Annotated in this window: 16 protein-coding genes and 1 pseudogene; 12 read left to right on the top strand and 5 right to left on the bottom strand. The window is 56.4% G+C overall.

Annotated elements, in window-relative coordinates:
* Positions 1 to 42: 42 nt before the first annotated feature.
* From GC56T3_RS18315 to GC56T3_RS03440, 5 genes and pseudogenes are all read left to right on the top strand, one after another.
* Positions 43 to 843: pseudogene (locus GC56T3_RS18315) on the top strand (alpha amylase C-terminal domain-containing protein); the annotation flags it as partial.
* A complete protein-coding gene (locus tag GC56T3_RS03425) occupies positions 725 to 1,894 on the top strand; it encodes a glucose-1-phosphate adenylyltransferase (RefSeq protein WP_013144386.1) in 1,170 nt (389 codons plus the stop codon). The pseudogene GC56T3_RS18315 and the gene GC56T3_RS03425, both read left to right, overlap by 119 nt.
* Entirely contained in the window at positions 1,891 to 2,925 is a 1,035-nt protein-coding gene (locus GC56T3_RS03430; RefSeq protein WP_013144387.1) for a sugar phosphate nucleotidyltransferase, read from the top strand. The genes GC56T3_RS03425 and GC56T3_RS03430 overlap by 4 nt, the downstream gene beginning before the upstream one ends.
* Entirely contained in the window at positions 2,922 to 4,379 is a 1,458-nt protein-coding gene (glgA, locus tag GC56T3_RS03435; RefSeq protein WP_013144388.1) for a glycogen synthase GlgA, read from the top strand. Before GC56T3_RS03430 ends, glgA begins: the two co-directional genes overlap by 4 nt.
* On the top strand, positions 4,366 to 6,780 hold the full coding sequence (locus GC56T3_RS03440) for a glycogen/starch/alpha-glucan phosphorylase (RefSeq protein ID WP_013144389.1): 2,415 nt from the start codon (positions 4,366 to 4,368) through the stop codon (positions 6,778 to 6,780). The genes glgA and GC56T3_RS03440 overlap by 14 nt, the downstream gene beginning before the upstream one ends.
* 114 nt (positions 6,781 to 6,894) lie before the next feature.
* On the opposite strand, the gene GC56T3_RS03445 is transcribed toward GC56T3_RS03440, so the two are convergent.
* From GC56T3_RS03445 to GC56T3_RS03455, 3 genes are all read right to left on the bottom strand, one after another.
* Entirely contained in the window at positions 6,895 to 7,689 is a 795-nt protein-coding gene (locus GC56T3_RS03445) for a TIGR00266 family protein (RefSeq protein WP_013144390.1), read from the bottom strand.
* Positions 7,690 to 7,788: 99 nt separating this feature from the next.
* A complete protein-coding gene (locus tag GC56T3_RS03450; protein WP_013144391.1) occupies positions 7,789 to 8,598 on the bottom strand; it encodes a yteA family sporulation protein in 810 nt (269 codons plus the stop codon).
* 85 nt (positions 8,599 to 8,683) lie between these two features.
* A complete protein-coding gene (locus GC56T3_RS03455) occupies positions 8,684 to 9,613 on the bottom strand; it encodes a 1,4-dihydroxy-2-naphthoate polyprenyltransferase (RefSeq protein WP_015731614.1) in 930 nt (309 codons plus the stop codon).
* A gap of 168 nt (positions 9,614 to 9,781) precedes the next feature.
* Here GC56T3_RS03455 and GC56T3_RS03460 point away from each other — a divergent pair, with 168 nt between their 5' ends.
* From GC56T3_RS03460 to GC56T3_RS03480, 5 genes are all read left to right on the top strand, one after another.
* On the top strand, positions 9,782 to 11,158 hold the full coding sequence (locus tag GC56T3_RS03460) for an isochorismate synthase MenF (protein ID WP_013144393.1): 1,377 nt from the start codon (positions 9,782 to 9,784) through the stop codon (positions 11,156 to 11,158).
* Positions 11,151 to 12,884, top strand: coding sequence for a 2-succinyl-5-enolpyruvyl-6-hydroxy-3-cyclohexene-1-carboxylic-acid synthase (gene menD, locus GC56T3_RS03465; protein WP_013144394.1), 1,734 nt, complete (start codon positions 11,151 to 11,153; stop codon positions 12,882 to 12,884). Before GC56T3_RS03460 ends, menD begins: the two co-directional genes overlap by 8 nt.
* A gap of 11 nt (positions 12,885 to 12,895) precedes the next feature.
* Positions 12,896 to 13,708 carry a 2-succinyl-6-hydroxy-2,4-cyclohexadiene-1-carboxylate synthase gene (menH, locus tag GC56T3_RS03470; RefSeq protein WP_013144395.1) on the top strand — a complete coding sequence of 271 codons (813 nt, stop codon included), beginning with the start codon at positions 12,896 to 12,898 and terminating at the stop codon, positions 13,706 to 13,708.
* Positions 13,709 to 14,527: a 1,4-dihydroxy-2-naphthoyl-CoA synthase gene (menB, locus tag GC56T3_RS03475; protein ID WP_011232345.1), complete on the top strand. Its 819-nt coding sequence runs from the start codon at positions 13,709 to 13,711 to the stop codon at positions 14,525 to 14,527.
* 116 nt (positions 14,528 to 14,643) lie between these two features.
* Positions 14,644 to 16,116, top strand: coding sequence for an o-succinylbenzoate--CoA ligase (locus GC56T3_RS03480; RefSeq protein ID WP_013144396.1), 1,473 nt, complete (start codon positions 14,644 to 14,646; stop codon positions 16,114 to 16,116).
* A gap of 306 nt (positions 16,117 to 16,422) precedes the next feature.
* Here the strand turns inward: GC56T3_RS03480 and GC56T3_RS03485 are convergent, their stop codons facing one another.
* Together GC56T3_RS03485 and GC56T3_RS18320 are read right to left on the bottom strand one after the other, a co-directional pair.
* The gene (locus GC56T3_RS03485; RefSeq protein WP_011232343.1) at positions 16,423 to 16,620 is read right to left on the bottom strand and encodes a hypothetical protein; all 198 of its coding nucleotides are present in this window, start codon (positions 16,618 to 16,620) and stop codon (positions 16,423 to 16,425) included.
* A gap of 65 nt (positions 16,621 to 16,685) precedes the next feature.
* On the bottom strand, positions 16,686 to 16,847 hold the full coding sequence (locus GC56T3_RS18320) for a DUF1540 domain-containing protein (RefSeq protein ID WP_013144397.1): 162 nt from the start codon (positions 16,845 to 16,847) through the stop codon (positions 16,686 to 16,688).
* Positions 16,848 to 17,175: 328 nt separating this feature from the next.
* Here GC56T3_RS18320 and GC56T3_RS03490 point away from each other — a divergent pair, with 328 nt between their 5' ends.
* Both GC56T3_RS03490 and GC56T3_RS03495 read left to right on the top strand, forming a co-directional pair.
* A complete protein-coding gene (locus tag GC56T3_RS03490; RefSeq protein WP_013144398.1) occupies positions 17,176 to 17,466 on the top strand; it encodes a DUF2325 domain-containing protein in 291 nt (96 codons plus the stop codon).
* Positions 17,467 to 17,484: 18 nt separating this feature from the next.
* Complete coding sequence (locus GC56T3_RS03495) at positions 17,485 to 17,973, top strand: hypothetical protein (protein ID WP_013144399.1); 489 nt, start codon at positions 17,485 to 17,487, stop codon at positions 17,971 to 17,973.
* Positions 17,974 to 18,051 lie beyond the last annotated feature (78 nt).

An 18,051-nucleotide genomic window follows, 5' to 3' on the forward strand; every position in this document is an offset into this window, starting at 1 on the left:
ATACCAAGAGGGCTTTTTTTGATCAAGTCCCCGGAAAAGCTCCTAACGGGAATGCTCCTTTATGCGTATTCGGAAAATTTCATTTTGCCATTTTCCCATGATGAAGTTGTGCATGGCAAAAAATCGCTGCTCAATAAAATGCCTGGGTCGTACGAAGAGAAGTTCGCCCAGCTGCGCCTATTGTATGGCTACATGATGGCCCACCCTGGGAAAAAGCTGCTGTTTATGGGCAGTGAGTTTGCCCAGTTTGATGAATGGAAGTTTGAGGGAGAGCTCGACTGGGTGCTGTTCGATTTTGAATTGCACCGGAAAATGGACGAATATGTGAAGCAGCTGATCGCCTGCTATAAACGGTATAAGCCGTTTTACGAGCTTGATCATGATCCGAGGGGGTTTGAATGGATTGACGTTCATAATGCCGAGCAAAGCATTTTCTCGTTCGTCCGCCGGGGGAAAAAAGAAGGTGATGTGCTGGTCATTGTTTGTAATTTCACAAATCAGGCGTATGACGATTACAAAGTCGGCGTGCCGCTTTTGGCCCCGTACCGCGAAGTGCTGAACAGCGATGCAGCGGAGTTTGGCGGATCAGGGCATGTCAATTCGAAGCGGCTTTCCGCTTTCCATGAGCCGTTTCATGGAAAACCGTACCATGTGCGCATGACGATTCCGCCGTTTGGCATTTCCATTTTGCGGCCAGTGCAAAAACGAGGGGAGAGAAAGCAGAATGAAGAAGAAGTGCATCGCCATGTTATTGGCCGGCGGGCAAGGAAGCCGGCTTCGCTCGCTGACGAAAAACATCGCGAAACCAGCCGTGCCGTTTGGGGGGAAGTACCGGATCATTGATTTTACGTTGAGCAATTGCACGAACTCGGGCATTGACACAGTCGGGGTGTTGACCCAATATCAGCCGCTTCTTTTGCATTCGTACATCGGCATCGGAAGCGCATGGGATTTAGATCGAAGAAACGGGGGCGTCACCGTCCTTCCCCCTTACTCCGCCTCTTCCGGCGTCAAATGGTACGAGGGCACAGCGAACGCCATTTATCAAAATATGAATTATATTGAACAATACGACCCGGATTACGTTCTCGTGCTGTCTGGCGATCATATTTACAAGATGGATTACCAGCAGATGCTCGACTACCATATCGCCAAACAGGCGGATGCAACGATTTCCGTCATTGAAGTGCCGTGGGAAGAGGCGAGCCGATTCGGCATTATGAACACGAATGAAAACATGGAGATTGTCGAATTTGCCGAAAAGCCGGCCAATCCGAAAAGCAATTTGGCATCGATGGGCATTTACATTTTCAACTGGCCGTTATTGAGGGAGTATTTGCAAATCGACAACGCCGACCCGCATTCGTCGCACGACTTCGGCAAAGATGTGATTCCGCGGCTGCTTCGGGAGAACAAGCGGCTCGTGGCCTATCCGTTCAAAGGCTATTGGAAAGATGTCGGCACCGTCAAAAGCTTGTGGGAAGCCAACATGGATTTGCTCGATGAACACAATGAACTTGACTTGTTTGACCGCTCGTGGCGCATTTATTCGGTCAACCCGAACCAGCCGCCGCAATACATCGCTCCCGAGGCGGAAGTGAGCGATTCTCTCATCAATGAGGGATGCGTCGTGGAAGGAACGGTGGAGCGCTCGGTGCTGTTTCAAGGCGCCCGCATCGGCAAGGGAGCGGTTGTGAAAGAATCCGTCATTATGCCAGGGGCGACAGTTGGTGAAGGAGCGTATGTCGAGCGAGCGATCGTCACTCCGGAGATCGTCATCCCGCCGCATTCGACTGTGAGCCCGGGCGATGCTGATGATGACGTCGTGCTCGTAACGACCGAGTGGATCAAGCAACGGAATAAGGACACCGCAAGGAAGGATGGAGCACAATGAACAACAACATGATGTTGGGCGTCATCGACGCGACCACGTATATGGAGGCAATGGCGCCGCTTGTCGAGCAACGCTCAATCGCAGCGGTGCCGTTTGCCGGGCGGTATCGGCTCATTGATTTCGTGCTTTCAAGCATGGTCAACTCCGGCATTGAAAGCGTCGCGATTTTTCCGAAATACCAATATCGGTCGCTGATGGACCATTTAGGATCAGGGAAGAATTGGGATTTAAACCGAAAGCGGGACGGATTGTTTTTCTTCCCATCGCCGGACTTGTTGTTTTCCGGTGAGCGCCGGGTCGGGGCGTTTGCCCATTTTGAGCAGCATATCGACTATTTTTTGCGGAGCCGGCAAAAATATGCTGTCATCGCGAACAGCTATACGGTGTGCAACATCGATTTTGCCGCCGTCTTAAAGCGCCACATCGAAAATGGCTGCGATGTGACGCGAGTTTGCCATCGCGGCGAGCCGCTGGAGATGTACGTGTTGGAGACGTCTCTTCTGCTTGATTTGATCTCCGTCTACAAAGAACGCGGCTATCGAAGCATCGTCGATGTCGTCTGCGATGACTGCCATTCGCTGTCCATTTGCGACTATGAATACAGCGGGTATGCGGCCGTCATCGATTCGCTCGCCCGCTATTTTCAGGCAAGCATGGAGCTTCTTGACCGCAGCGTTTGGGAGCAGCTTTTTCTTCCATCGCGGCCGATTTATACGAAAGTGAAAGACGAGCCGCCGACGAAATACCGCCGGGAAGGGAATGTGAAGCGCTCGATGATCGCCAACGGCTGCGTCATTGAAGGAACGGTGGAAAACAGCGTCCTGTTTCGTTCCGTGAAAATCGGCAAAGGAGCCGTTGTGAAGAACAGCATCATTATGCAAAAATGCCAAATCGGCGATGGTTGTGTGCTTGATGGCGTCATCGTCGACAAAGACGCGAAAATCGAACCGGGGGTCGTTTTGCAAGGGACGGCGGAGCGGCCGTTTGTCGTTCGCAAAGGAACGGTGCAAGGGGAGGTCGTGAATCGATGAACGTGCTGTTTGCCGTATCAGAATGCGCCCCGTTTGCCAAATCGGGAGGATTGGCCGACGTCGCCGGCGCGCTGCCGAAAGAGCTGCGCCGGCTCGGCGTGGACGTCCGTGTTATGATGCCAAAGTATGAAACGATTGCTCTAAAGTGGAAAGAACGAATGGGCAAAGTGGCGGAGTTCGTCGTGCCAGTCGGGTGGCGCCGCCAGTATTGCGGCGTTGAGAAGCTCGAGCATGACGGGGTCGTCTATTACTTGATCGACAACGAATACTATTTCAAACGGCCGCAGCTGTACGGCCATGATGACGACGGCGAGCGGTTCGCTTATTTTTGCCGGGCGGTGCTGGACGCGCTTCCGGCGATTTCGTTTCAGCCCGACGTCATTCATTGCCATGACTGGCACACCGGCATGATTCCGTTTTTCTTGCGCGAGCAATACCGTCATGATCCGTTTTATGCGGATATCCGCACTATCTTTACGATTCACAACTTGCAGTTTCAAGGGCTGTTTCCGCGCGGGATTTTAGAGGATTTGTTGAATTTGGACGGACGGTATTTCACCGTCGACCATCTCGAGTTTTACGGAAGCGTCAGCTTTATGAAAGGGGCGCTTGTCGCCTCCGATTTGATTACGACGGTCAGCCCGACGTACAAAGAAGAGATTCAAACCGCCTATTACGGCGAGCGGCTTGACGGGCTGTTGCGGGCGCGGCGGGATGATTTGCTTGGCATTGTAAACGGCATTGACGACGAGTTTTACAACCCGGAAACCGATCCGTTTTTGGCGGCGACCTATAGCGTACATACGCGGGAAAGAAAAAAACTCAACAAGCGCGCCCTGCAGCGGCGGTTCGGTCTGCCAGAGCGGGATGATGCGCCCGTTGTCGCGATGGTGACGCGAATGACGGCGCAAAAAGGGCTCGATTTAGTCACGTGCGTCTTTCATGATCTGATGCAGGAAGAGATGCAGCTTGTTGTGCTTGGAACGGGGGATTGGCGGTTTGAACAGTTTTTCTCGCAAATGGCGGCGGCCTATCCGGACAAAGTCGGGGTGTACATCGGCTTTCATGAACCGCTCGCTCATCAAATTTATGCGGGCGCGGACTTGTTTTTAATGCCGTCGTTGTTTGAACCGTGCGGGCTGAGCCAAATGATCGCGCTTCGGTACGGGACGATTCCGATCGTTCGGGAAACGGGCGGGCTGAACGATACGGTGCAATCGTACAATGAATTCACAGGAGAAGGGAACGGGTTCAGCTTTACGAACTTTAACGCCCACGACATGTTGTACACGATCCGCCGGGCGCTGTCGTTTTACCGCCAGCCGTCGATCTGGGAGCGGCTCATGGAGCGGGCGATGCGCGGCGATTACAGCTGGCGCCGGTCGGCGAGGGAGTATCGAAAAGCGTACGAACAGCTGAACAAAAAGGGGGAAGACGCGCTTGTTCGCGGATAAAGAAACGTTTCAACGGGCGTTTGTGACGCGGGTCGAGGCGTTGTGCGGCAAACCGTTTGCGGAGTCGACGGCGCGCGATCATTATCATGTCCTTGGCCATATGGTGCGCGAACATATCAGCCGCCATTGGATCGCGACGAACGAGCGCTGCCGGGCGGAGCGGCGGAAGCAGGTGTACTATTTGTCGATCGAGTTTTTGCTCGGCCGTTTGCTCGGAAGCAACTTGTTAAACCTCGGCGTCCGCCCGATGGTCGAAGAGGGGCTTCGCGAGCTCGGCATCCGCCTCGAAGACGTCGAGGAATGCGAAGCGGACGCCGGGCTTGGCAACGGCGGGCTGGGGCGGCTCGCCGCCTGTTTTCTTGACTCGCTCGCCACATTGAATTTGCCGGGCCACGGCCACGGCATTCGCTATAAACACGGGCTGTTTGACCAAAAAATCGTTGACGGCTATCAAGTCGAGCTGCCGGAGCAATGGCTGCGAAACGGGAACGTTTGGGAAATCCGGAAAGAAGAGCTGGCGGTCGAAGTTCGCTTCTGGGGAAGGGTCGAGGTGTCGGAACAAAACGGCCGCCTTGTGTTCCGCCATGTCGACAGCGAAAACGTGATGGCTGTGCCGTACGATATGCCGGTCATCGGCTTCGGGACGAACACGGTCAACACGCTCCGGCTTTGGAGCGCCGAGCCGGCGAAAACGTTCCCGCTTCATAAAGATGTGATGCAATACAAGCGGGAGACGGAAGCCATTTCGGAGTTTTTGTACCCGGACGATACGCACGATGAAGGCAAACTGCTGCGGTTAAAGCAGCAGTATTTTCTCGCCGCCGCCAGCCTCGGCAGCATCACTCGCGCCCATCGCCGCCAGCACGGGAGCTTGCGCCGCCTCCATGAATATGTCGCCATTCATATCAACGACACGCACCCGGTGCTCGCGATTCCGGAGTTGATGCGCATTTTGCTCGATGAGGAAGGGATGAGCTGGGAAGAGGCTTGGCGCATTACGACCCATACGATCGCGTACACGAATCATACGACGCTGGCGGAAGCGTTGGAGAAATGGCCGATTCGTCTGTTTCAGCCGCTGTTGCCGCGCATTTATATGATCGTCGAGGAAATCAACGAACGGTTTTGCCGCGAGCTGTGGGAACGCTACCCCGGCGATTGGGGGCGGATTGAACAAATGGCCATCGTCGCCCACGGGATGGTGAAAATGGCGCACTTGGCCGTCGTGGCAAGCCATAGCGTCAACGGCGTGGCGAAACTGCATACGGACATATTGAAACAGCGGGAAATGCGCTTGTTTTACGAATGGGCGCCGCACAAGTTCAACAATAAAACGAACGGGGTGACGCACCGGCGCTGGCTGTTGAAAGCCAACCCTGAGCTGTCGGCGTTGATTACGGAAACGATTGGTCCGCGCTGGATCCGCGAGCCGGAAGCATTGATTGAGCTGAAGTCTTATGCTTCCGATCCGGCGTTTCAGCAGGCGTTGGCTGCGGTCAAACAGCAGCGGAAGGCGAGGCTCGCCGCCCGCATTTACGAAAAAACCGGGATTCTTGTTGACGAATCGTCCATTTTTGACGTGCAAGTGAAGCGGCTGCACGCTTATAAACGGCAGTTGTTGAACGTTTTGCACATTATGCATTTATACAATCGGCTGAAAGAAGACCCGTATGTTTCGATCCACCCGCGCACGTTCATTTTCGGAGCGAAAGCGTCGCCAGGCTATTACTACGCCAAGCGGATCATTAAGCTCATCCATTCCGTTGCCGACAAGGTGAACAACGACAACCAGGTAAATGAACAGCTGAAAGTCATTTTTTTGGAAAATTACCGCGTATCGCTCGCGGAAGAAATCATTCCGGCCGCCGATGTGAGCGAACAAATCTCAACAGCCAGCAAAGAAGCGTCCGGGACGGGCAACATGAAGTTTATGATGAACGGCGCTGTTACGCTTGGCACGCTGGATGGAGCGAACGTCGAAATCGCGGAAGCCGTCGGGGAGGAAAACATGTTTTTGTTCGGACTGACGGCCGAGGAAGTGCTCCGCTACTACGAACACGGAGGCTATCGGGCGCATGAGTATTACCATCATGACAAACGGATCAAGCAAGTTGTCGACCAGCTCATCAACGGCTTTTTCCCTGATGTCGGCGACTACTTTGAGCCGATTTACGACTCGCTGTTGGCGCAAAACGACGAATATTTTGTGCTGCGCGACTTTGCCGCCTACGCCGAGGCGCACGAGCGGGTTGAGGATGCTTACCGCGATCCGGCGCGCTGGTGGCGGATGAGCGCCGTCAACATCGCGCATTCCGGCCGTTTCGCCAGCGATCGGACCGTAGCGGAATACGCCGCCGAAATTTGGGGTCTTTTGCCGTCGGGGGAACGTTTCTCAACTTAGGAAAGGACGTTTTTGGGCTGCTTTTTCATTCAATCATCGTCCTTTTAGGGAATTTCGAGGGAGAAGGCATAAAAGCAAAAGGGCGTTCCGTTTGGCCGGAGCGCCCTTTCTCGCTTAGTCGTCGCCGTCGAGCCAGTCGCCGATGCCGCCGAGGATGCTGCCTTCGCCGACCGACCGTTCGCCGGCGCTCGGGGCGGCAGCGAGGACGCGGTCAGCGAGCCGGCTGAACGGAAGCGACTGCACCCACACTGCTCCCGGACCGGTGACGGTGGCCAAAAACAATCCTTCGCCGCCGAAGAAGGCGGTTTTGATGCTGCCGACATATTCAATATCGTAGTTGACGTCTTTCGTCATGGCGACAAGGCAGCCGGTGTCAATGCGAAGCGTTTCCCCGGGCTGCAAGTCGCGGCGGTGGATCGTTCCGCCGGCGTGCAAAAAGGCAAGCCCGTCACCTTCCAACTTTTGCATAATAAACCCTTCGCCGCCGAAAAAGCCAGCGCCGAGCTTGCGCTGAAACTCAATGCCGACGGAGACGCCTTTTGCCGCACACAAAAAGGAGTCTTTTTGGCAGATGAGCTTCCCGCCAAGTTCGCTCAAATCGACCGGGATGATTTTTCCCGGATACGGAGCGGCGAAGGCGACGCGGCGCTTGCCGCTTCCTTGGTTGGTAAACACGGTCATGAACAAGCTTTCGCCGGTGAGCAGCCGCTTCCCCGCGCCGACAAGGCGGCCAAGCAGCCCTTTTCCGGACGAGGAGCCGTCGCCAAATACGGTTTCCATGACGATGCCGTCATCCATCATCATCATCCCGCCCGCTTCCGCGACCACGCTTTCGTATGGGTCGAGCTCGATTTCGACAAACTGCATGTCATCGCCGTACAGCCGGTAATCGATCTCATGTGCGTTCATCATTTCGCCTCCATTCGGATCATATGACGTTCTGCTCTGTACTACGGAAAACGGTGTCGATCCGTTTCACGAAAAAGACCATCTTGCCGATGGCCTTTTTCATGGAGTCGTTTCCCCAAAATGCTGCTGGGACGGTCTTTCATCGTACCGGCGGTAGCTGTCTGTCGATGTATACGGGTCTTTTTCATACGCCGGCAAATCGCCGATGTTCGACATGATGCCTTCGTCATCCAATATGTTTTCCAGCAGCTCATGCTCCCGCGTCGGGTACACACGTACGTGTCTGCCATGCAAATCGACGGCCGCGAAATTTTCCAAGTCTTCGACATAGCCGACGTTCTCTTCCGACTCGGCATACACTTCGCTGTAGGAATCGACGTTTTTGCCAAGGTCGGAAGGGGTGTCGGATGTGCCGTAGCGGGCTACTTCCTGCCATGCATCTTCTGCGTCGTAAGCGACCGATTCCGTGCGGTCATCGAAATCGAATTTGCCAAACGGCGGCATGAGCACGCCCTCTTCAAGCGGGCGCTTTTGCGACACCGTTTGATCCGGGCTGTGCTCGCGGCAGTAGAGTGTTGTCGGCAGCGCCTCGAGCCGTTCGTATGGGATCGGCCGGCCGCATACGCGGCACGTTCCGTATGTGCCGTCGGCGATGGCGCCAAGCGCCCGTTCAATCTCGCGAAGTTCGCGCTCGGCATGCTCCTTTAGGGCGAGATCTTTTTCCCGCTCATACAGCTCTGTCGCCTCATCGGCCGGATGGTTGTCGTAGCTCGCCAGCTCACCGACCGCATCGTGGGCGTGGCTGCGGATCATGCCGAAATGGTCGTTTTGCTTCAGCCGGTCTTCCGTCTCCCGTTTCATGTCGAGCAGTCTTGAGCGGAGGGCGGCAAGCTGTTCGTTCGTCAGCATCAGTCGCAATCCCTTCCTTCGCAGTAGCGTCTATATGGTGTAGTATGGGCGAAAATCAAAAAAAAACACGGTCATGTTAACCGTGTTACAGCCAATGGGCAATGAGCAAGCCAGCGGCGAGCAAAAAGCCGAACTGTGTATTCGTTTGCGCCGTCGCCTTCATGGCCGGCATCATCTCGATCGGCTTGATTTTGCCGATAAATCCGCGCGTCGCGGCGATTGCTTTTGGAATGCTCAATAAAGCGAGCAGCGCCCAAAACGGCACGATCTGAAACGCCGCAAGCGCGGCCGTCCAAAGAAAGGCAACGGCGAACATGGCAGCGAGCAGGCGGATGGCCCAATCGCGGCCAATCAAAATGGCGAGCGTCTTTCGCCCTTTTTCACGGTCGCCGTCCAAGTCGCGAATATTGTTCGCCAGCAAAATGGCGCCGACCAAAATCGCGATCGGAATGGCGGTGAGCACGGCGCCGCCGCTGATATGGCCCGTTTGGATGAAAAATGAAATCAAAATGATGACAAAGCCCATAAAAAACCCAGCCGCCAGTTCGCCAAACGGCGTATAGGCGATCGGAACCGGCCCTCCGGTGTAAAAATAACCGGCCGCCATGCAAATCGTTCCGACAACGGCGAGCCACCAACTGCTTTCGGCGCAAATGTAGATGCCGATGAGCATAGCCAACCCAAGACAGCCAAACGCCAACGCCAGCACCGTTTTCGGCTTGAGGCCGTCTCGGACGATGGCGCCGCCGATGCCGACCGACTCCGGTGAATCGAGGCCGCGTTGATAATCGTAGTATTCGTTGAACATGTTCGTCGCCGCCTGAATCAACAAAGAGGCGATCATCATCGCGGCAAACAGCAGCCAATCGATCGATGTTTCGCCAAGCGCCAGCACCGTGCCGACGCATACGGGCACAAATGCCGCGGTCAGCGTATGCGGGCGCGTCAGCCGCCAAAAGACGCGCCAGTCGCGGCGCGCCGGCGGGCGATGGTCCATATGTGTGAATGATTGCATATTCATTCCCCTTAGATTCTGTGAAAATGTCATTCGTTTATGTCCAAAATAAGTGTAGGCAAACGTTGAAAGCATGTCAACCCTTCCCGATAGATAAATGATTTCCTATTATATTATAATGGGAAGTGGGGATGGAGGGGGAATTTTACGACAGAAAGCGTGAGGAACGTGGCGATTGGATTTCGACATCACCTGCAGCAACAATTGCATAGATTGGCGGTGAATGCAGGGCGGCCGTTTGTCAGCTGGACGGAACCGTGGGAGGGCGTTGATCCGGTTTCTTTTTTTATGCAAGGGCCGTCATGCGGCTTCCGCGAACGGTTTTTTTGGGCGGATCGAACCGGAGGCACGATATTGGTCGGCCTCGGCTCCGTTTATGCGATCGAAACGGAGAAGGCCGACAGCCGGTTTGATGACGTGGAAGCGGGCCGGCGCCGATGGGAGAAGGAAATGGAGCCATACGGCGCGGCCGATGCGCCGCCGTTATTGTTTGGCGGATTTTCGTTTGACCCCTATCGGCCGGGCACCGACATGTGGCGCGGCTTTCCGGCCGGGAAGCTCGTGGCGCCGGCCGCGCTTCTTGCCGTAAGAAACGGCAAAACGACGTTGACCGTCACCGTCCCAACGGACAAAAGAGGACGGGACTGGGAGCGGGTCGGGCGCTTGCTTGAGCGGATCAGCGACCCCATGGCCGCTCCAAAGCGGCTTCCGCGCCTTGTGTCAGACGAAGAAGAAGAGAAAGAACGATGGTTGGCGGCTGTTCGCGAAGCGATCGCCTCGATTCGGGCGGGGGCGTTGGACAAGGTGGTGCTCGCCCGCGCTCGGCGCCTGGCGTTTGCCAAAACGGTGGATGCCGCGGCCGTACTCCAGCGGCTTCGCGAGCAGCAGCCGTTTGCTTACATTTTTGCGTTTGAACAGGACGGCCGCTGTTTTATCGGGGCTTCCCCTGAGCAGCTTGTCCAAAAAGAAGGGAAAATGTGCCGGTCGGTTTGCCTCGCCGGATCGGTGCGCCGCGGGGCCGCTATGGAGGAAGACGAGCGGCTTGGCGCTTGGCTGCGGGCAGATCGAAAAAACAACGAAGAACATCAGTTTGTTGTGCAAATGATCGGCCGCTTGTTTTCTTCCGTCTGCGAGACGGTCGAGATGCCGCCCGCGCCGCAGCTGCTCAAGCTGCCGCACATCCAGCATTTATGCACTCCGGTTGTCGGCCGTGGCTGCCGCGAGCGCTCGGTGCTCCGCTTAGTGGAAATGATGCATCCGACACCCGCGCTCGGCGGAACGCCGCGCGATCGGGCGCTGGAGGTGATCCGCGCCCTTGAGCCGCTTGACCGCGGATGGTATGCAGCGCCGATCGGCTGGGTGGATGGCGAAGGCAATGGGGAATGGGCGGTCGCCATTCGCTCCGCCTTGCTCGTCGGGAAGGAAGCCGTGCTGTTTGCCGGCTGCGGCATTGTCGCCGATTCCGACCCAAACAGCGAATATGAAGAGACAAATGTGAAAATGGCTCCGATGTTATCGGCGTTGGGAGTGATGAACGATGGCTGATGCCTTGTCTGTTTATGTAGCGGCATTGGTGGACGGATTGGCGCAGGCCGGGGTGACGGAGGCGGTGATCAGCCCCGGTTCGCGCTCGACGCCGCTTGCGATGGCGATGGCGGCCCACCCTGGCCTTCGACTATATATGAATATCGATGAGCGGTCGGCCGCGTTTTTCGCCCTCGGCTTGGCGAAAGCGAAGCAGCGTCCGGTCGCGCTCGTATGCACGTCCGGAACGGCGGCGGCCAACTATGGGCCCGCGGTTGTCGAGGCATACTATTCGCGCGTGCCGCTCGTGGTGCTGACGGCCGACCGGCCGCATGAACTGCGCGATGTCGGGGCGCCGCAGGCGATTGATCAGCTGCACTTATACGGACGCTACGCCAAGTGGTTTGTGGACTTGGCGCTGCCGGAAGAGGCGGATGATATGCTGCGATACGCGCGGACGATGGCGGCAAGAGCCGTCCAAACGGCCGCCGGTGCACCGTGCGGGCCTGTGCATGTGAACGCCCCGTTTCGCGAGCCGCTTGTCCCGCATATCGATGAGGCGGTTTGGGAGCGGGTGCGGTCCGTTTCGAGAGCGCCGCAAGTGTGGAACGGCCGCCCAGCGCTGCCGCAAGAGAGCGTATCGGCGCTGTATGAGCAGCTATCGGCGGCGGAACGCGGGTTGATCGTCTGCGGGCCGCTCGATCGCCCTGGGTTTGCCGAGGCGGTCACCGAGTTGGCGCGGGCGCTTGATTTTCCGATTTTGGCCGATCCGCTTTCCCAGTTGCGCGCCGGTACGCATGACAAAACGTACGTGCTGGACAGCTATGACGCCATATTGCGGGAGGAAACCGCCGCTTCCAAGCTTGTTCCGGATGTGGTGCTTCGGTTCGGCGCCATGCCGGTGTCGAAGCCGCTCTTTTTATGGCTCAAGCGCCATCGCGCGATTCGTCAAATTGTTGTCGACGACGGCGGCTGGCGTGATCCGACGTTGTCCGCGGACAGCTTCGTTCAGAGTGATGAACTGATTCTTTGCCGCCAGCTTCTTGAATGGGCGAAACCGAAAGAAAACAAAAGCGCGTGGTCGGCGATATGGCGCGAGATGAACGCGATCGCCCGCGCGGCGCTTGAGCGCCATCTGCCGAAAGAAGAATGGTTTGAAGGGAAAGTGTTCACGGAGCTTGCCGATTTGCTTCCAGCCGGGGCGGCGCTGTTTGTCGGCAACAGCATGCCGATTCGCGATGCGGATACGTTTCTCTTTGCGACGGACAAGCCGCTTCGCGTTTTGGCCAACCGCGGCGCCAACGGCATTGACGGAGTCGTCTCGAGCGCCTTGGGCGCAAGCGTTGCCGCGAACCCGCTTGTGCTGGTGATCGGCGACTTGTCGTTTTACCACGATTTAAATGGCTTGTTGGCGGCGAAGATGCATTCGTTGTCAGCTACCATTGTGTTGTTGAACAACAACGGCGGCGGCATTTTCTCGTTTTTGCCGCAGGCGCGCCATAAAGGGGCGTTTGAAACGCTGTTTGGCACGCCGACGGATTTGTCGTTTGCCCACGCCGTCGAGATGTACGGCGGCCGCCATACGGTGCCGCACAATTGGGCGGAGTTCCGCCGCCATGTATCGGAATCGCTGTCGTCAGGCGGGCTTCATGTCATTGAAGTGCGCACGTCGCGCGCGGAAAATGTCCGAATGCATCGATTGTTGTGGAACGAGGTTGCCCGGGAAATCGCGAAATGTCTCGAATGAAGAGGATTGGCATGACCATGATGGTGAATGGGGTTTGTTACCATGTGGAACAATACGGAGAAGGAGAGCCGCTTCTGTTGCTTCACGGGTTTACGGGCAGCGCGGACACGTGGCGGCCGCTCGCCCCGTTTTGGCCGGACTTTCGTGTGATGGCCGTCGACTTGTTGGGCCATGGGCGGACCGAGGCGCCAAAGGACGCCCGACGGTATCGGATCGAACACGCGGTGGCTGACTTGGCGGCGCTCCTTGACGAATGGGGCGTCGAACAAGTGAACGTGCTCGGCTACTCGATGGGCGGCCGGCTCGCGTTGGCGTTCGCCGTTTGGCATCCGCACCGCGTTCGCCGCTTAGTGCTGGAAAGCAGTTCGCCCGGCTTGAAGATGGAGGAGGAGCGGCGCGCGCGGCGGGAAGCGGATGAGGCGTTGGCGCGAAAGATCGAAACAGAAGGCGTCCGTGCTTTTGTCGATGATTGGGAAAAAATCCCGCTGTTTGCCACTCAGCAGGCGCTTCCGGATTCGGTGCGGGCGGCGATTCGCCGCGAGCGGCTCCGCCATACGGCAACGGGGCTTGCCAACAGTTTGCGCGGGATGGGGACCGGCGTGCAGCCGTCGTTTTGGGAGCGGCTTGGCGAACTTGCCATGCCTGTGCTCCTTGTTTGCGGGGAGCACGATGAGAAGTTTTGCCGCATCGCTGCCCAAATGCACGAGCGGCTGCCCAACAGCGAACTTATCTGTGTAAAAGAAGCTGGACATGCAATTCACGTGGAACAGCCCGGCATTTTTGCTAAAATAGTAAGTGAATTCATGACAAAGGGGGAAGTGTAAATGCCGTTTGAATGGGTGAAGCAGTACGACTATGAGGACATTATTTACGAAACGTACAACGGCATCGCCAAAATTACGATCAACCGTCCGGAAGTACATAACGCGTTTCGGCCGAAAACGGTGAACGAGATGATCGATGCGTTTACGAAAGCGCGCGATGATTCGAATATCGGCGTCATCATTTTGACCGGCGCCGGCGGCAAGGCGTTTTGCTCGGGCGGGGACCAAAAAGTGCGCGGCCATGGCGGCTATGTCGGCGAGGATGAAATTCCGCGCCTCAATGTGCTTGATTTGCAGCGGCTCATCCGCGTCATTCCGAAGCCGGTTATTGCGATGGTGGCCGGCTACGCCATCGGCGGCGGGCATGTGCTTCATGTCGTATGCGATTTGACGATCGCCGCGGACAACGCCATCTTCGGCCAAACCGGGCCGAAAGTGGGAAGCTTTGACGGCGGCTATGGCGCCGGCTATTTGGCCCGCATCGTCGGCCATAAAAAGGCGCGGGAAATTTGGTATTTATGCCGTCAGTACACGGCGCAAGAAGCGCTCGAAATGGGGCTGGTCAACAAAGTCGTGCCGCTTGAGCAGCTTGAAGAAGAAACGGTCAAATGGGCGCAAGAAATTTTGGAAAAAAGCCCGACGGCCATTCGCTTCTTAAAAGCGGCGTTCAACGCCGACTCCGATGGCTTGGCCGGCATCCAGCAGCTCGCCGGCGACGCGACGCTTCTCTTCTACACGACCGAAGAGGCGAAGGAAGGCATGCGGGCGTTCAAAGAAAAACGGAAGCCGGACTTCAGCCAATTCCCACGCTTTCCGTGATGAGGAACGAAGAAGCAGCTTGATGGCGCGTCAAGCTGCTTTTTGTCGCTTTTCCAAAGGAGGAATCCTTGCGCTGGCCGTCGGCGGAGGAGGGGGCAAGAAAGGAGGAACGCTAGATGACAACGATGCCAAACTGGCTGAAGCAGCGGGCGTTTTTAACCCCGGAGCGAATCGCCGTGAGCGACGGGCGGCGGACAAAAACGTTTGCCGAATTGTATGAAGCGGCTGCCGTCTGGGCGCGGCGCCTCGCTCAAGCAGGCGTCAAGGAAGGAGATGTTGTCGCCTTGCTGATGAAAAATCGCATCGAGATGATCGAGATCATCCATGCGTTGTTTTTTCTCGGCGCCCGCGTCCTGCTGCAAAACGTGCGCCTGACGCCCTATGAGCTCGGCTGGCAGCTTGACGACAGCGGCGCGCGGCTTGTCATCGCCGATGAGGAGCTGGCCGGACGCCTTGACGGCGACGGACGCGTTCTGACTGTGGGGGCGGTTGCCGCGCTTCCGGAAGTGGACGTCTCCTTAAAAGAAACGTGCGATTTGGAGGCGGTCGCCACGATCATGTATACGTCCGGGACGACCGGCACTCCGAAAGGCGTCTTGCAAACGTACGGCAACCATTGGTGGAGCGCCGTCGGTTCGGCGCTCAATTTAGGCTTGCATGAGCGCGACTGCTGGCTGGCCGCCGTGCCGCTGTTTCATATCAGCGGCCTGTCGATCGCCATGCGCAGCGTCATTTACGGCATGCCGATGCGGCTGCAAACGTCATTCGATCCAAAGGAAGCGAACGAATGGATCATGCGCGGCGACGTGACAATCATGTCGGTCGTGGCTGCCATGCTTCAGCGGATGGTGGCCGAGCTCGGGGAAGCGCGCTACCCCGATACGTTCCGCTGCATGCTGCTAGGGGGCGGGCCGGCGCCGCGCCCGCTGCTTGAGGCGTGCAAAGAAAAGGGCATCCCGGTGTACCAGACATACGGGATGACGGAAACGGCGTCGCAAATCGCAACACTCGCGCCGGAATACAGTTTGACGAAGCTCGGTTCGGCCGGCAAGCCGCTTTTTCCGGCGGAGCTTTGCATCCTAAAAGACGAAAAGCCGGTTGCGCCGCATGAAGCGGGAGAAATTGTCGTCAAAGGGCCGAATGTGACAAAAGGATACTTGCATCGCCCGGAAGCGACGGCGCAAGCGATCCGCGGCGGCTGGTTTTTTACCGGCGATATCGGCTATGTTGATGAAGACGGATTTTTGTACGTCCTTGACCGCCGTTCTGACTTGATCATTTCCGGCGGCGAAAACGTCTATCCCGCTGAGGTGGAGGCGGTGCTGCTGTCGCATCCCGATGTGGAAGAAGCCGGGGTGACGGGCGTCGAGGATGAAACGTGGGGGCAAGTGCCGTATGCGTTCGTCCGCCTGAAACGCGGAGCGTCGCCAGACGAAGCGGCCCTTCGCGCGTTTTGCCGCGAGCGGCTGGCGAAATATAAAGTGCCGGCCCGCATTTACTTCGTCGACGAACTGCCGCGCAACGCCGCGCAAAAACTGCTGCGCCGCGAACTGAAAAGGCTCATTCCAAAAACGGAACAAACATTTTGATAGAAGTAGCAACATATGTTCGGAAGCAGAAAAGGCAGGACCTCGCCTAGGTCGAGGTTCCTGCCTTTTTGCCGCTGCCATTCCCGCGGCGTTCCGACCGGGAGGCATGGCGTTCGCCGAATCGAAGCCCTTGCTTTTAGACCGTTGCGATCCAGCTTCATCCATCCGCTTTGTCCCCTGTTGGAGGACGGCAGTCAAACGTCATCCCTTGCACGGCCGATTTTCATCGCGCAGATGGAAACATAGGGATGGCCATCCAACGTCGTTTTTTGCTCCACCTGGCGTTTGTTCCGAAATGGACGGCTCTCAAACGTCATCCATCCACCCGAGTTCAGCGGCCCGATGGGCGATGAGCCGTTCAATCTCAGGTGGGAGCTGATCAAACGAACCGAACTCATAATCCCACAAACGGGCGAAGGAGTCGATGCAAGCTGGGTATGTTCCTAAAGCGGCCCGCTTCATTTCCGTTTGCAGCGCTTGAATGAGGCTGGCGCGTTTGTCCATCGTCATCCCCCTCGAACGATGCAAGCGCCGCCCGGTCGGCCGGGCAGCGCCTTGTTGGTCTCGCATTATGCTTCATGGGCCGGAACAAACGTTTTGCAGTCTGTTTCCGTTGAATCAGACGCCATTTTTCCTGCATGGCTGACCACGTAAATGGCTTCAGCGCTGCAGCGATTCCCTTCTGCCCAATAACGGCAGTTGTGCACTTCGCAAAGAACATCTTTCGCCATGGTCATCCCCCTTGTCGTGATGAAATCGCCCGCGTCTATAGTTTGACGCATTTGCAGGCATTTTATCCATCTCTAACCGAGAAGACTCCCGCTTGGGATCAACGGAAGCAGGGGCAATCGACAGCTTCCATCATGGTTGTTCTCCCACGCCGCCCCAAATATATAAAGAAGGATTTCGTGCAGAAATGGCGTTTCCTTCTTTACCATCGTTGAAGCGGGGGCTCATCGCCCAAAAAAAATGATGAAAATATTTCTTGTTATAATTGACATAGAAAATCATTCTCAATTAAAATAAAAAAGAAAGAAGCGAGCAAAGGAGGCTTTCGTGATGGCATCACTGCTTGTTGTCGGAGCCGATCATTTAGGCCATATTACCGATAAATTGGAGCGTTCCGGATTCCGGGAAATCATTCATCTCAATGGACGAAAAGTGAATATGGTGAAACGCGACATTCCGGAGCATGTCGACGCCATATTGGTCATGATCGATTACGTGAACCATAATTTGGCGAAGAAAGTGAAAGAGAAGGCGAAAAGCAAAGACAAGCCTATTTATTTTGCGAAACGGTCATGGAGCTCGATAAACGCCGTGTTGGAGCAGCTGGGAAAACATGCATGAACAAACAGGAGGCGAGCCATGGTGCCTATCCATCACGAGACGTTGGATGTCTGGCCGTATGCGTTGCGCCGGTTTCTTCGCCGCGTCATTCAAGCGTATTGCGACACCGCCCCTTCGCTGCGGTCGCCGCTTTGCTTGCTCCGGTTGATTGATCAGCACCGTTCGCTCCTTCCTTTGTCGATGTTTCCGACGCCGTTGCATTACGGACTTGTGTTGGCCAAGGTGACGGATCATTTGCTGCAGTTTTTCGGTTCGATGGAAGAGGCGGCATGCAAGCCGCTGCTGCTGGCGGACGGCGGATTGGGCGAAGAAGCGGATCGGGAGTTGTACATCGTTTACCGCGACCGGGTTCGTGTGCTGCTGTGGTGTGAGGAAGAGGAAGCCATTCGGCGATGCAAAGAAACGGCGTCGTCCTTATGCCGGGAAGCGATCGGACGTTGTCCGAACGAACTGGAATGCTGCTTTTTATGGACGGGCGGACGCCGCATTGAGTGGATTCCGGCTTAAGGGAAGGAGAAGAGGCATGAAAAGCGTCTTTCTCGGGCGGAATGTGATGGAACGGATTCCGGCTTGAATGAAGGGGAT

Source organism: Geobacillus sp. C56-T3 (assembly GCF_000092445.1).
GTDB lineage: Bacteria > Bacillota > Bacilli > Bacillales > Anoxybacillaceae > Geobacillus > Geobacillus thermoleovorans.